Below are 14,994 nucleotides of genomic sequence, written 5' to 3' on the forward strand. Positions count from 1 at the left end.
CTCATGCAACCTTTCCGCAAAGTCGTCGTCCCTGTGGCCGGCTGGGGGACACGTTCCCTGCCGGCCAGCAAGAATGTGCCCAAGGAGATGCTGCCCATCTACAACAGGCCGGTCATCCAGTACGTCATGGAAGAAGCTCTGCGTTCCGGCGTGACCAGTGCCATCTTCGTCACCAACAGGGACAAGAGCGTCATCAAGGACTATTTCGATTACAACCTGCAGCTTGAAGCCGTCCTGCAGCGGGGCGGCAAGCAGGACAAGCTGGCCGAGATCCATCAGGTAGCCGAAATGGTCAACATCATGTCCGTCAGGCAAAAGCAGCAACGCGGCCTGGGGCATGCTGTCCTGTGCGCCAGGGACCTCGTCGCCAATGAACCGTTTGCCGTCATGCTGGGGGATGATATCATGTTTGGCAGTGTCCCCGGCATCCATCAGCTGATCGAAGTGGCGCAGGCCGAGAACATGCCTGTCGTTGGTGTGATGGAAGTCCCGCAGGAAGAAGTCAGCAAATACGGTATCATCGAGGGCGAAGAAATCGCTCCCGGTGTCTACCGCGTACGGGATATGGTGGAAAAACCTGCTGTGGACAAGGCTCCTTCCCGTCTTGCCGTGGTCGGCAGATATGCCCTGTTCCCGGATATCTTCGATTATCTGGACAAGGTGGAGCCCGGCCATGGCGGTGAGATCCAGCTGACGGATGCCCTGAAGGCCCGGGCCCGCGAAAAGGGGATGTTGGCGGTGAAACTGGCCGGTATCCGTTTTGACGCCGGTAACTGGAGCGATTATCTCACAGCCAATATCTACTTTGGCCTGCAAGACGAAAACTTGCGTTATGAGTTGTTGAAAAAGCTAAAAAACATCATCCAGTTCGAATAACATATCATGCTGAGCATCTGTTTTTCCAATACTGGTCCCCTGTCTGTTATCGCTGGTCCTTGTGCCATCGAGGGTCGGCAGCAGACATTGGAGGCGGCCGCGGCCCTGAAGGAGATCTTTCTTCAGGCCGGTGTTCCCCTGATCTTCAAGTCTAGTTTCGACAAGGCCAACCGCAGTTCCGGCGCCTCCTATCGTGGCGTGGGAATGACAGAAGGGCTGTCCATCCTGGCGGAAGTGCGGGAACTCTACGATGTTCCCGTCATTACGGATATCCATTTGCCGGAGCAGGCCATACCCGTGGCCGAAGCAGTGGACATGCTGCAGATCCCGGCATTCCTCTGTCGGCAAACAGACTTGTTGCTGGCTGCGGCGGCTACGGGAAAACCGGTGAATATCAAAAAGGGACAGTTCCTTTCGCCCTGGGAGATGCGTCACGTGCTGGCTAAAGCCCGCAGTACGGGTAATGAGCGCATCTGCCTGTGCGAGCGTGGCAGCAGCTTCGGCTACAACAACTTGGTTGTGGACATGCGCGGGCTGGAGATCATGAAGGCGACCGGACACCCTGTCATTTTCGATGCCACCCATTCCGTACAGCTGCCCGGTGCGGGCGACGGCAAGAGCGGCGGGCAACGGGAGTTCGTGGCCGCCCTGGCCCGCGCTGCTGTGGCGGTGGGGGTGGCAGGACTTTTCCTGGAGACCCATCCCGATCCTGACAAAGCTCCCTGCGACGGCCCCAACATGCTGCCCTTCACCGCCCTGCCTTCCCAGCTGGCCACGCTCAAAGAGCTGGACTGCGTCGTCAAGGCAGGCATGGAAAAAATGGACAAGGAAGTCACCGTATGCGTACCCTAGCTGTCATTCCTGCCCGGTATGCCTCTACTCGTCTGCCGGGCAAACCCCTGCTGGACATCTGCGGCAAGCCCATGATCCAGCGTGTCTATGAAGCTGTCCAAGAAGCCACCCTGGTGGATACGGTGCTGGTGGCCACGGATGATGTCCGTATCATCCAGGCTGTGGAAGCCTTTGGCGGCCGGGCCATCCTGACCTCCCCACAATGCGCTTCCGGTACGGATCGTCTTGTGGAAGCGGCCCGGCAAGAACAGGCCGATATTTACTTGAATGTCCAAGGCGATGAACCTCTGCTGCGCCCGGCTGATGTGGACAAGTTGGTAAAGGCCCTGCTTGACAATCCACACATGGCGGCTGCTACCCCCTGCTATCCTATCACGTTTGAGCAAGCCGCTGATCTCAATTTGGTCAAGATCGTACGTAGCGATAGCGGTGCGGCCCTTTATTTCAGCCGGGCCCGTATCCCTTTTGACCGGGACGAAGAAGGGACGGGCGCCTATTGGGGACATATGGGCATGTATGCCTATCGCCCGGACGCCCTGAAGATCTTCGCGGACCATGAACCGGGGATGCTGGAGCGCACGGAAAAACTGGAACAGTTGCGCCTGCTGCAGCATGGCGTCGGCATCCAGACCGTGGAACTTCCACCGTGCGCGCCGGGTGTGGATACGCCTGAAGACCTGGAGCGGGTCAGGGCCATCGTGGCGGGCAAAGATTTCTCTGCCTCTGCGCCTGCGACGCCTTCTACTTCACTGACAGGCATCCGCCTGGTCATCACGGATGTGGACGGCGTGCTCACCGACGGCGGCCTGTACTACGGCCCTGACGGCGAATGCCTCAAGCGTTTCCACGCCCAGGACGGTCAGGGCATGGTCATGCTCCACAAAGCGGGCATCCGCGTGGCAGTCCTGTCCGGCCGGGACTGTCCGGCCCTGCGCCGTCGTCTGAACGATTTGGGGATCGATATGTTCCGTCTGGGCAAGGTCGAAAAACGCGCAGCCTGCGAAAGTCTGCTGCAGGAGGCGGGCGTCAGTGCACACGAAGCCCTGTTTATCGGCGATGATCTGCCTGATCTGGATGGATTCGCCTGCTGCGGGCTAGGGGTAACTGTGGCCAATGCCCGGAACGAGGTCAAACGTGCGGCAGACATCGTCCTGCAGACACAGGGCGGTCAGGGGGCCTTCCGCGAACTTGTGGATATGCTCCTGTCACAACGATAAGGCTATTCGTATGACTCAAGGTAAATTCATCCCGACGGCGGCAACTGTCCTCTTCCAGGAGGCAGACGCCCTGCGCATACTCGCGGACAGCCTGGGCCCCGCTTTTGATGAGGCTGTAGACTGCTTGCTGCATATAGATGGACGCATCGCAGTTACTGGCATGGGCAAGAGCGGTCATGTAGCGCGCAAGGTGGCAGCTACCTTGTCTTCTACGGGCAGTCCGGCCTTCTTCATCCACCCGGCGGAAGCCAGCCATGGAGATCTGGGCATGCTGGCCAGGGGGGACGCCGTACTCGCCTTCTCAAACTCGGGAGAAACTCAGGAATTAACGGACATCATCGCTTATGCGGCCCGCTATCGCCTGCCTCTTGTTGCCGTCACAAAGCGGCCTGACAGCATGGTGGGGAAAAATGCCGATTATGTGTTGCAGCTTCCTGATGTGAAGGAAGCCTGTCCTATAGGTTGCGCCCCCACGACATCCACCACCATGCAACTGGCCCTGGGAGATGCTCTGGCGCTGACGCTCTTACAGGCACACGGCTTCCGCCCGGAAGATTTCCGGCGATTCCACCCCGGTGGCAAGCTGGGCAAAAAACTCCGGCAAGTCAGGGAGATCATGCATGTGGGGGATAGCCTGCCCCTGGCTGGCCCGGACGCCCCCATGGGCGATGTCATCTATATCATGAGCAGCAAGGGTTTTGGGGCGGTCGGCATCGTAGAAGGAGACAAACTGATCGGCTTCATCTCGGATGGAGATCTGCGACGCCATATGGCCCCGGACCTGTTACAAAAAAAAGCACGGGACATTATGTCATTACATCCTTTTTCCCTGTCACCCGAGTGTCTGGTGGAAAAGGCACTGGCCCTACTGGCAGAACGTAAGATCACCAGCTCCTTTGTGGTCGATCATGACCGTGTGATAGGATTCATCCATGTCCATGACATGCTGTAACCAAGGAAAAATAGTAATGAAACGCCTGCTTCCGCTTCTTATATGTCTGCTGCTGGCAGCGTGTGCGCCCCGTAATGACCAGGCTGCCGCTCCAGTGAACCAGCCTGTACTTTCGCCTGACCAGCAGATGGCCAACTTTTTGGGGGATAGCCATCCCGGCGCCTCCGCATCTTTTTCCGGCACAAGCTACGGCGACTATGTGACAGTGACCACGCGCGAAGATTATATCTCTGCCCTCGGAGAGCTCTGCCGTGAAGGCCTTGTCAACAGCTCTGGAGGCATCACCCGTATCGCGGTCTGCCGTGACAAAAAAGAGCAAGCATGGCGTCTGGCTCCCCGTATCTTTCCTCAGGGGGCCCTTTAGGTCATGACAACGGCTCCCGCGCTGGATACGCAGGCACGCGTCATCCTGGCTCTGGCCTTGCGTGAAGTGCATACACTTTACGGTGGCAAAAGCCTGGGCTATCTCTGGGCCGTCATCCAGACAGCCTTTGGTGTAGCCGTCTTTTGGGCTGTCCGCTACTTTGCCCATGCTGCTGCCCCCCACGGGATGACAGTGCTGACCTATCTGGTGGCCGGTTTCGGAGTTTGGAACATCATCAACCAAACTTTGGGCAAGTGTATGGCTGCCATCGACGGAAACCGCGCTTTGCTGACATTCCCGCAGGTGACTCCCCTGGACATCATGCTGGCGCGCTGTCTTGTCGTCACAGCTACCCAAACAGTTAGTATGTCCATCATCTTAGGGTGCGGAACCCTCTTTGGTTATAAAGTGGCCATTTCCAGTGTGGGGCTGCTCATCATCTGCATCCTGCTGGCCACACTGCTAGGTTTGGGGTTGGGAGCCCTGTTGGGCTCGTTGTCTCTCTATCTTCCAGCCTTGCAACAAATTATCCCCATGATCATGCGCATCCTCTTCTTTGCTTCGGGGATTTTCTATTCCGTCAGCGCGTTCTCTCACAGGGTGGGCGACTTTCTGATGCTCAATCCCATCATGCAGCTCATCGAGCTTGTACGCATGGCCCTGGCCAACGGCTATGTTTCCCTGTATGCGGATTTCTGGTATGTGGTGCAGGTGACTTTGGGATCCCTGTTTTTGGGATTGTTGCTGGAGCGTTATGTACGCCGGAGAGTGACACAATGATCCGCCTGCGCAACGTGACCAAAACTTACCGCATGAAAGCCGGGCGCCGTCTGATCCTCGACAACCTGAGCGTGGACTTCGTCCCCGGTGTTAATGTGGGCATCCTGGGGCGCAACGGGGCGGGAAAGTCCACCCTGATGCGCATCATCGGCGGCGCCATCACGCCAGATCGCGGCACCGTGGAGCGTACCAGCCGGGTCTCCTGGCCCATCGGCTTCAGCGGCTGTTTCCACGGCAGCCTCACCGGTCGGGAGAACTTGCGCTTTGTCTGCCGCATCTACAAGGCGGACATCCGGCAGGTGACGTCCTTCGTAGAGGACTTTACCGAACTGGAAGACTACCTGGACATGCCGGTCAAAACCTATTCTTCCGGCATGGCGGCCAAACTGGCCTTTGGGCTCAGCATGGCCATCGGTTTTGACTTTTATCTCATCGACGAACTGACCGCCGTGGGGGACGCTTCCTTCCGCCAAAAAAGCCAACGTGTCTTTTTGGAACGGAAAAGTACCTCCACGTTGCTGGTGGTCTCGCACCAGATAGCCACGATCAAACAGCATTGTGATGTGGCCGGTGTACTGGATCGCGGCAAGATCATCTTCTTCGACCAGATTGCCGAGGCGGTCAAATATTATGACGCCATCTGCAAACAACCCAGTAATCCACGCTATGTCTGAACAAAACGCTTCTGAGCAGCTTCCCCCTACCTCCGTATCGAAAGAGGCCGCGCCGGGCTCCCCTGCTGCGCCTGCAGCTCCGGCCCCCCCCCCCAAGGCGACACCCGCACCTACAGCAAAACCGGCTCCCAAGCCTGCTCCTACGCCAACGGCAACGGCTCCCAAGGCAGCCCCCGCGCCTGCGGCAAAGCCCGCTCCGGCAGCTCCCAAAAGCGCTGCGCCGGCTTCTCCTGCTACGCCTGCAGCTCCGGCTCAAGCCCCCAAGCCGACGACCACTCCCGCAGCGAAGCTGGCTCCCAAGGGGCCTGCCGCCGCACAGACTCCCCCCGTGACCAAGGCTCCATCGTCTCAAGTCGCGCCGTCGTCAGGATTACTGCCGCTACTGCCGGAGGCTGCCCGTACCAAGCTCGACCGTCTTGCCCCCTATGCCACAAACATACGAAGCTTCTTTCGGCCGCAAGGCCTGGCGCTTCGCCTGCTGCTGTCCTGTGTGCTGCTGCCCACACTGGTGGTCTTCCTTTACCTGGCTCTTTTCGCTTCGGACATCTATCTGGCCGAAGCCAAATTCGCCATACGCAGCCAGAACCAGCAGCAGTCCCTGGACATGCTGTCCACTTTTTTCCGTACCAACTCCTCGTCCCTGAGCGATTCCTACATCGTCCAGAACTACATCCAGTCCATGGACATGATCGACAAAGTGGATGCCAAGCTGCATATACGGGATCACTACGCGGATCGCAGCCATGACATCTGGTATCGCCTGACGCGCAACGCGACCCAGGACGAGATGCTGCGCTACTGGAGCTGGGCCGTGGTGACGACCTTTGACCCGGACACCAGTATCATGACCGTCCAGGCCAAAGCCTTCAGCCCACAGATGGCACAGGCCGTCTGCCAAGCCATCCTTGATGCCAGTGAGGCCCTGGTCAATGCCATGAACGACCGTGCCCGTACCGATGCCATATCCCAGGCGCAGGCAGAGGTCGCCCGTGCCGAGGCCCGTATCCGTACGGCCCACGAGGCCATGCGGCAATACCGGGAGCGTACGGTGATCCTCGATCCGCAGGCTGTGGCCAGCGGCCTGTACAGTCTCGTCAACCAGCTGGAAGGCGAGATCACCAAGACCACAGCGGAACTGGCCGAAGCCTCGACCTATATGCAGGCCGACAGCCCCCGGGTGGTCATGCTCCAGAACCGGCTGGCTGTCCTGCAGAAACAGCTCCAGAGCGAAAAGGCGCGTCTGGCCAGCCAGATGCAAGGCGACAAGCCCCTGAGTGCTCTTGTCAGCGAATTCCAGAGCTTGACTCTGGAAGAAGAATTCGCCCAGAAACAGTTGACCTCTGCCATGGCCTCGCTGGAAACAGCACGCGTCCAGGCCGAGTCCAAATCTCTTTATGTGGAATCGTTCCAGAAGCCCATGGTGCCGGATGAATCCCTCTATCCCCGGCCCATAGTCTTCAGTCTGGTGTTCATGCTGGCAGCTGCGGCGCTGCTTGGTCTTGTCTCTCTTATCGTTGCTGCCATCCGGGAGCATGCGGGGTTCTGATGAAATATCTGTCCTTGTCCTGCGCTGTCATGCTTGCGGCGCTTCTTGTCATGTCATCCTGTGCCCAGGCCTATTCCACGGATACTGTCAGAAAGCAGGCCCTGATGGGAGGGCTTGCCGATGGTGTGAGCAAAAGCCAACAGGCATCCGCCAATAGCGGTAATGGTAATGCCGTGCCTGCGGCCGCGGGCGTCAAGGCAACGGGCACCGGCATGCAGAATATGGATGCCATGTATCCCCAGAACGGGAAACCCTCCGGGAGTACAGTGAATAACGCCCAGCAGGCAGCTCCTTACCGGCCCCCGCTGCGCCAGCCTGTGCCTCTGCAGGCCCCCCCTGCCTGGGCCCAGACCACCTATCCGACTCCTCTCGTGGAAGGTCTTCTGCCCTATGGAGCCAGCCTGTTCCGGGGCAACTTTGCCAATACGTACCAGGAAGGCCTGCAACCCCAGTACATCATCTCTCCCGGTGACCGCATCATGCTGCGCGCCTGGGGTGCCTTTACCTATGACGACATCCTTGTCGTCGATCAGCAGGGCAACATCTTCGTGCCCGAAGTTGGTCCCATCAGCGTGGGCGGACTCAGCAACGCCCAGTTGCAGGGCACCATCAAGAACCAGATCTCTTCGGTCTTCACTTCCAACGTCCAGATCTACACCAATCTGATGAGCTCCCAGCCCGTGGCCGTCTTCGTGACGGGCCATGTGCTCAATCCCGGTCGTTATGCCGGTGGGCAGCAGGATTCCATCCTCTACTACCTGGACAGGGCCGGCGGTATCGCTCCCGAACGCGGCAGCTTCCGCCACATCGTGATCAAGCGCGGCAAGCGCGTCGTGGCCAACATCGACCTCTATGACTTCCTGACCAACGGGGATCTTCCCAAGGTTCAGCTCCAGGATGGTGATGTCATCCTCGTGCGTGACAGAGGCATGGGCATCGCCGCCACAGGCCTGATCCGCCAGCCAGCCTTCTACGAATTCGATCCCGGCAAGGTTAGCGGCGCCAGCCTGGTCAAGGTCGCCTGGCCGCTGCCCAGTGCCAGTCACGTCAGCGTGTCCGGGACCCGTAACGGTGCCGAATACCATACCTACATGACCATGACGGAATTCAAATCCTTCACCCTGCATGATGAGGATATCGTGGAATTCCATGCGGACACGCCCGGCAACACCATTATGGTGGGCGCCACGGGTGCCATTCTGGGCAACTCCCGTTTCCCCGTCGTCAAAGGGACGACCCTGCGCCAGCTGCTCCAGTATATCCAGGTGGATGCCAATCTGGCTTCCATCGAAGCCATCTATCTGCGCCGCCAGTCCGTGGCCGAGCAGCAGAAAAAGACCATCCAGGATTCGCTCATCCGTCTGGAGCAGCGGGCTCTCACGGCCACGTCCCAGTCCGTGGACGAGGCCAACATCCGCATCAAGGAAGCGGAACTGATCCAGGACTTTGTGCAGCGGGCCAGCAAGATCGAACCTGACGGCGTGGTCGTGGTCTGCCGCAAGGGACAAATCAATGACCTCATCCTGGAAGAAGGCGACATCATCTACGTCCCGCAGAAGTCCGGTGTGGTCCAGGTCGCCGGCGAAGTGACCATGCCCAAGGCTGTGGTCTACAACGAGCACCTCAAGCTCAAGGATTACATCAACAGTGCCGGCGGCTACACGGACAGAGCCGACTCCGGCAGCGTCCTCGTGCTCAAGCCCAATGGCGAGGTCGGCCCCATCGCCTCACTGGGCGTCGGGCCCGGTGACCAGATCATGGTCCTGCCTGCCTACGACAGCAAGGCCGTGCAATCCATCAAGGATATCGTCCAGATCATCTACCAGCTGGCCGTGTCCGCCGGTGTGGTTCTGGTGCCGTTCTGGTCATGATCCCGCGTTACTTCGGTTATCTTTTCCGGCAGGTGCGCCAGAGGCTGACACCGGCAGTCCGGCTGCCGCGTTGGCCTCTGCTGCTCCTGCAGGCACCGGAACAAGATTTCTGGGCGCATTTTTCTCCCGGCATGGCACGTGTCCCCTATCTGGAAAGATTTCTTGGCCGGGATGTTCGCTATATTCCTGCCTGGAAAGGTCGCACATGGTTATGGTCTCGTCTGGGACAGCGCTGTTGCGGCGTTCTGGCCTGGGGGCTCAAACAGAGTGGCAAGGCCGCAGAAGCCCTGGCTCGCAGCCACGGCCTCCCCCTCCTCCGCCTGGAGGACGGCTTCCTGCGTTCCCTCGACCTGGGAGTGAAAGGTGCACCACCGTATGCCCTGGTAGTGGACGATGCAGGCATCTACTACGATTCTACCCGGCCCTCGGCACTGGAGAACCTGCTCAATAGTAACGGCTGGCAAACACCGGAACTACTCGCGGAAGCCCGTAGCGCCATATCTGCCATCCTGGCGCACAATCTGAGCAAGTATAACCATGCTCCGGATGCCCCCGCAGATTTGATCCCCAACAGGGGCCGTCCACGCATTCTGATCCTGGACCAGACGCGCCATGACCTGAGCGTCCTTCTCGGTGGGGCAGATGCCGGTACGTTCACCCGCATGCTGGAAGCAGCCTGCCGTGAACATTCCGATGCGGATATCTGGGTCAAGACCCATCCCGACGTGCTCAGCGGCCGTAAACAGGGCTTCTTCGATCCGCATACTCTGCCCGCCGGCGTACACCTGCTGGCAGAAGATGTGAGCCCTCTCAGCCTGCTGCGCCAGGTGGATGAAGTTTACTGCGTCACCTCGCAGATGGGTTTCGAAGCCCTGCTGCTGGGCAAAAAAGTCCATTGTTTCGGCATGCCTTTCTATGCCGGATGGGGACTGACGCACGACAGGCAGCATTGCCCCCGCCGTACGGCAGTCCGCAGTCTGGAAGAAGTTGTTGCCGCTGCCTATATCCTGTACAGCCGCTACGTCCACCCTGTAACGGGACGTCGCTGTGGCATCATGGACATCATCCGTCTGCTGGCGGAACAGCGCCGCCGCAACGAACTGAACCGGGGATTCCATGCCTGCCTGGGGTTCCGGCTCTGGAAGCACGAACAGGCCCATGCCTTCCTCGCCTCCACAGGAGGGACCCAGGCCTTCTTCACTGATGAAGGAAAAGCCGTGGCCGCAGCCAAGGCCCGACAGGGGCGAGTCGTCGTCTGGTCGTCCAAGGAGAGCCCCACACTGTCTGCCCTCTGCCGACAGCAGCAAGTGCCCCTCCTGCGCATGGAAGACGGCTTCATCCGCTCCAAAGGGCTAGGGTCGGACTTTATCCGTCCGGGTTCCCTGGTACTTGACGATCTGGGGATCTATTATGACCCGCGCCAGCCCAGCCGCCTGGAGCTGCTGATCCGCAACGGCATCGAAGACCGCGGCCTTCTGAAGCAGGCACGCGCCCTGCGGGAAGAATTGTGCCGCAGCGGCATCACCAAATATAACGTCGGTTCGATGGCAGACCTGCCCGCTCTGCCAGCCGACAGGACCGTCGTCCTCGTGCCCGGTCAGGTCGAAGACGACGCTTCCGTACGTACGGGAGGCTCCGGTATCCACTCCAATCTGGAGCTCCTGCAGGCCGTCCGCAAAGCCAGGCCCCAGTCCTTCATCATTTACAAGGAACATCCCGATGTCAGCAGCGGCAACAGGAAAGGAGCCCTGCAGGACAGTGATGTGGCAGGCCTGGCAGATGCCTTCGTGCGCAAGACCGCCATCAGCCAGCTTTACCGGCGCTGCCACGAAGTCCATACCCTGACCTCACAGTCCGGTTTCGAAGCCCTGCTGCGCGGTATCCCGGTCTTCACCTACGGCGGGCCCTTCTATGCGGGCTGGGGGCTGACCACGGACAGGTTGTTCTTCCCAAGACGCAGACCTATTGCCTCCGTGGATGTCCTTGTCGCTGCCGTTCTTCTGTGCTATCCGGCCTATTATGACTGGGAACATCGTTGTTTCACTGACTGTGCGGCGTTCCTTGCAAAGCTGAAATCACGGATCCAACCACCCAAGGTGTGATGGTGCATGTCTGGCACACGCAGTTTTCTTTTTTTGCAGGGCCCGTATGGCCCTTTTTTCTATCGTTTGGGCACAGAGCTGGAGAAACACGGCTGCCAGGTACGCAAAGTCGTGACCAACGGCGGTGAATGGATCTTCTGGCCCAGGCGGCGTAATATATGCCTTTGGCGAGGTCATGACTACGACTGGCCGTGCTGGATCAGTCAGCGCATGGCGGAAAACCATACGACGGATATCGTCCTGATGGGGGACTGGCGTCCCCTGCACCGTGAGGCCATCCTGCTGGCACGGCAACGGGGCATCCGGGTCTGGGTCTATGAGGAAGGCTACTTACGTCCCCGCTTCATCACGCTGGAAGAAGGCGGGGTCAACGGCGCATCTCCCCTGCCGAAGACCGGAGAAGAGATCCGGCAGCGTTCACGGACATACAGTTCGGAATATCCCTACGCTCTTTCCACGGCAAGCAATCCCCAAAACAACCGTGTCTGGCAGATCATCAAGCACTTTGCCGGATTTCTGCTCTGCTGGCTGTTTTTTCCGCACTACAAGACCCACCGTCCGGATGGAGCCATAAAGGAACTGACGGGCATCATCCCCCGATACTTTATGCGTCACCGGCGGCGTAAGGACTCCCTTAAGGTTTTACGGACCTTTATGCGCCAGAAGGTTCCCTTCTATTTCATGCCCCTGCAGCTGGACTCGGACTCCCAAATCCGCCGGCATTCTCCCTTCACCGGTATCCTGGAGTCCATGGCCCTGGTCATCACCAGTTTTGCACGTCACGCGCCCAAGAACAGCTACCTGCTCATCAAGAACCATCCGTTCGATAACGGTCTCATCAACTATCGTCGTTACATGCGTTCTCTCGGCAAGGCTTGCGGCTGTGCCAACCGGCTGCGCTTCGTCGAGGCCGGAAAGGTAGATATGATCATCCAGGGATGCAAAGCTGTCGTGCTTTGCAACAGTACGGTCGGCCTGAGCGCCTTGCGCCTGAACAAGGCCGTATACTGTCTGGGCAACGCCATCTATGCCATGCCTGGCCTAGCAGTGAACGCGGATCAGATGTCACTGGATGATTTCTGGCAACAGTATGTCCCGCCAGATGAAGAACTGCTTTCCGATTTCCTGCACCTGCTCAAAAATGAAGCCCTTCTCCCGGGGGACTTCTATTCATGTGAAGGTATCAGCGATGCGATCAAAGCCTCTCTGCAACGCATGAGAGTAGTCCCCAATACAGGAAAATGATATGACGACTCTCCTGAAGGGGAAGGGTTACGGAAAAGGATTTCATCGACTTCGCCATCATGTCAACTTCTCCTTTCCCCCTGAAGGGGGAAGTCTCAAGCCACAAAGGAATTTTTGATGAGCATTATGGAAGAGGTTTAACGCCTCCCCTGCGGCCGAGACGGAAGCCGACACGGTACAGATCCGGCATATTGAAACGTCCGTCTCCTAGATAGTGTCGTCAAATTCAAAAGTATGTTATAATCTCTTCACTTACAATGAGGAGAGACCATATGGCGGCACATCGGAGGCATGATATTTCCGACAAGGTATGGGCAAATATTGAAAAACTTCTTCCCGGTTCCAAAGGCTCTGTCGGTCGTCCTTCCGCCGATAACCGATTGTTTATCAACGCCGTCTTCTGGATACTGAGAACCGGGGCTCCGTGGCGGGATTTACCCCCCGATCTTGGCGACTGGAAAAATACACATCGCCGCTTCTGCCGATGGCGAGATCGGGGAGTTTGGGAGAAAATACTCGAAGCTCTCATTGTCGAACCTGATTTTGAATGGCTCATCATTGATGCCAGTCATTGCAAAGTGCATCCCCATGCGGCGGGCGCTGCGGGAGGTAATGAGGCCATGAGCCGCACAAAAGGGGGCTCAACTCAAAAATACATCTGGCCGTGGATGCGCATGGTATGCCGGTCAGAGTTATTGTTACAGAAGGTACCCGAGCTGATTGCAAAGAGGCCTGTGCGTTGATTGACGGGTTGAGTGCCGGGGCACTTTTGGCTGATAGAGGCTACGATACGGAGAGTATTCTCCGCAAAGCAGGTGAATCCGGTTTCCAGGTTGTCATCCCGCCAAAGAGAAGTCGTAAAATATCGCGCAACTATGACAGAGAGCTCTACAAAGTCAGACATCTTGTCGAAAATGCTTTTGGCTCTTGACTAGCTGAGAGGATTTTCTCTGAGCAGTTTTAGCACCAGAAGGTAAATGTCCTCTTGTCTATGATTAAACCGAAACTCACATTCTTTCAAATGGAGATAAAACGTTTGTTTTTGAAGGCCTCTAAAACGAACCAGCCGGGTTTTTGCATAGCTCCAAAAACTTTCTATCCCATTGATATGTGAGTGCTTATTGGAAAATTCATTGTGCGAATGCTGGACGCGGAAGTGTTTTTGGTATCCCAAATCGACGAGCCCGTCATAACCTCGCCAACCATCGGAATGAATGACGCTTTCAAGGTCTACACGTCCACGTATGATGCCCTGGAGAGTGGCTCTGGAGCAATCAGGAACGATCTCCGTATAGACGTTATCATTGCGTTTGAACAGGCCGAAAACAATGGTTTTTCCGCGTGCTCCACGGCCTCTGATGCCCCTGACCCGGCGAGCGCCGAAGTAGCTTTCATCAACCTCGACTTCCCCTTTGACGGGAGACTCCGCCTCGCAATAACGGGCAATTCTTTCCCGGAAAGCCGTCACATACCGGTTGACGGTGTTTCGGTTAACACCGGACAATTCCGCAATCTGTGAAGCTGTCAAATCAACGGAAAAAAGCTTCACAAGTTGCCGAATTTTTGCCTCGGAAATTCTTGAACGATATGCGTATTTGTTTTTCATTGCCATGACTACCTGGATAACCTTTTTAGGATATCTCAGCTAGAACTCATTTCATAATTAATGGGCAATTTTTATAACTCTTCTCAACAAAATCATAGAAAAAGCAAGGTGGACAAGAGCCGTAAAACGTTCAACGCACCTTTCCCAACGAGTTATTGCCTTTTTAAATTTGTTAAGCCACGCAAAAAGGCGTTCAATTTTCCATCTTCTTTTGTAACGGCGCAAGAGCCGTCCGTCTTGCGTCGCCGGCTTTTTACGATTCTTGCGGTGCGGCGCGATGAGTTCAATTCCCTGAGAAGCAAGGGCTTCATCAAGCGGATCGCTGTCATAGGCACGATCCCCAATAATTCTTCGGGGTCGTCCCAACGTGACAATTTCATTGATTGTAGCCTGGACAAGTCTGACTTCATGAGGGTTAGCAGAATCCGTGTACACGGCGATAGGTAAACCAGAAGCGTCAGCAATAACCATGAGCTTCGTACCTTTGCCCCGCTTGGTCTTTCCCACTTTTGGGCCCCTTTTTTTGCGACAACGAATGTGCCGTCAATGAAGCATTCTTCCAGATTTATCAGGCCATTATCTTCAAGATGCCGGGCCAGAGACTCCAGAATTTTTCGAAGCCTTCCATCTTTTACCCATTTGCTGAATCTCCGATAGCAAGTTGCGGAAGATGGAAACCTGTCCGGTAAGTCCGCCCATGCCGCGCCTGTACGCAAGACCCAGAGGACGCCATTTAAAACTTCTCTGTCAGAATGAATTTGTGGACGTCCTGCGCCTGTGCGCTCTTTCTGAAAAAGAGGTTCCAGGACAGACCATTGATCATCAGTTAGCATTTCGGCTTTGCTCATTTTTTGAGGCTAACCGAAACCTTAAATTTTCTCCAGAATTATGAAATGACTTCTAGTCAAG

At 57.0% G+C, this 14,994-nt stretch carries 13 protein-coding genes and 1 pseudogene; 12 read left to right on the plus strand and 2 right to left on the minus strand.

Translation table 11 applies throughout. The features are described 5' to 3' along the window. Window positions 1–3: 3 nt before the first annotated feature. The 12 genes and pseudogenes from galU to Q4I12_RS05545 form a co-directional block, all read left to right on the plus strand. Window positions 4–876 (plus strand): UTP--glucose-1-phosphate uridylyltransferase GalU, encoded by an 873-nt coding sequence (gene galU, locus Q4I12_RS05490; RefSeq protein ID WP_302260920.1) that lies wholly within the window; start codon window positions 4–6, stop codon window positions 874–876. A gap of 6 nt (window positions 877–882) precedes the next feature. Next, window positions 883–1,728: a 3-deoxy-8-phosphooctulonate synthase gene (kdsA, locus tag Q4I12_RS05495; protein WP_302260922.1), complete on the plus strand. Its 846-nt coding sequence runs from the start codon at window positions 883–885 to the stop codon at window positions 1,726–1,728. After that, window positions 1,716–2,945 (plus strand): 3-deoxy-manno-octulosonate cytidylyltransferase, encoded by a 1,230-nt coding sequence (gene kdsB / locus Q4I12_RS05500; protein ID WP_302260924.1) that lies wholly within the window; start codon window positions 1,716–1,718, stop codon window positions 2,943–2,945. Before kdsA ends, kdsB begins: the two co-directional genes overlap by 13 nt. A gap of 10 nt (window positions 2,946–2,955) precedes the next feature. Then, window positions 2,956–3,897 carry a KpsF/GutQ family sugar-phosphate isomerase gene (locus Q4I12_RS05505; RefSeq protein WP_302260926.1) on the plus strand — a complete coding sequence of 314 codons (942 nt, stop codon included), beginning with the start codon at window positions 2,956–2,958 and terminating at the stop codon, window positions 3,895–3,897. 16 nt (window positions 3,898–3,913) lie between these two features. Further along, on the plus strand, window positions 3,914–4,261 hold the full coding sequence (locus Q4I12_RS05510) for an RT0821/Lpp0805 family surface protein (protein ID WP_302260927.1): 348 nt from the start codon (window positions 3,914–3,916) through the stop codon (window positions 4,259–4,261). A 3-nt stretch (window positions 4,262–4,264) separates the two neighbouring features. Further along, window positions 4,265–5,041: an ABC transporter permease gene (locus Q4I12_RS05515; RefSeq protein WP_302260929.1), complete on the plus strand. Its 777-nt coding sequence runs from the start codon at window positions 4,265–4,267 to the stop codon at window positions 5,039–5,041. Continuing rightward, window positions 5,038–5,715, plus strand: coding sequence for an ABC transporter ATP-binding protein (locus Q4I12_RS05520; protein ID WP_302260930.1), 678 nt, complete (start codon window positions 5,038–5,040; stop codon window positions 5,713–5,715). The genes Q4I12_RS05515 and Q4I12_RS05520 overlap by 4 nt, the downstream gene beginning before the upstream one ends. Before the next feature lie 490 nt (window positions 5,716–6,205). Continuing rightward, window positions 6,206–7,261 carry a KpsE/RkpR family capsule polysaccharide export protein gene (locus Q4I12_RS05525; RefSeq protein WP_302260932.1) on the plus strand — a complete coding sequence of 352 codons (1,056 nt, stop codon included), beginning with the start codon at window positions 6,206–6,208 and terminating at the stop codon, window positions 7,259–7,261. 125 nt (window positions 7,262–7,386) lie between these two features. Further along, window positions 7,387–9,132: a polysaccharide biosynthesis/export family protein gene (locus Q4I12_RS05530; RefSeq protein ID WP_302260933.1), complete on the plus strand. Its 1,746-nt coding sequence runs from the start codon at window positions 7,387–7,389 to the stop codon at window positions 9,130–9,132. Continuing rightward, on the plus strand, window positions 9,129–11,234 hold the full coding sequence (locus Q4I12_RS05535) for a capsule polysaccharide biogenesis protein (protein ID WP_302260934.1): 2,106 nt from the start codon (window positions 9,129–9,131) through the stop codon (window positions 11,232–11,234). The genes Q4I12_RS05530 and Q4I12_RS05535 overlap by 4 nt, the downstream gene beginning before the upstream one ends. Before the next feature lie 6 nt (window positions 11,235–11,240). Next, entirely contained in the window at window positions 11,241–12,479 is a 1,239-nt protein-coding gene (locus tag Q4I12_RS05540) for a capsule polysaccharide biogenesis protein (RefSeq protein WP_302260935.1), read from the plus strand. A gap of 272 nt (window positions 12,480–12,751) precedes the next feature. Continuing rightward, a pseudogene (locus Q4I12_RS05545) lies at window positions 12,752–13,401 on the plus strand (IS5 family transposase); the annotation flags it as partial. Between the two features lie 9 nt (window positions 13,402–13,410). Here Q4I12_RS05545 and Q4I12_RS05550 read toward each other — a convergent pair. Beyond that, window positions 13,411–14,091: an IS1595 family transposase gene (locus Q4I12_RS05550; RefSeq protein ID WP_302260936.1), complete on the minus strand. Its 681-nt coding sequence runs from the start codon at window positions 14,089–14,091 to the stop codon at window positions 13,411–13,413. A 51-nt stretch (window positions 14,092–14,142) separates the two neighbouring features. Next, a protein-coding gene (locus Q4I12_RS05555) for an IS5 family transposase (RefSeq protein ID WP_412388922.1) occupies window positions 14,143–14,933 on the minus strand; the annotation gives its coding sequence in 2 pieces (ribosomal slippage) (window positions 14,143–14,591 and window positions 14,591–14,933; 792 coding nt in all). Between the last annotated feature and the right edge of the window lie 61 nt (window positions 14,934–14,994).

The organism is Desulfovibrio piger (assembly GCF_951793255.1).
Classification (GTDB): Bacteria; Desulfobacterota; Desulfovibrionia; order Desulfovibrionales; family Desulfovibrionaceae; genus Desulfovibrio.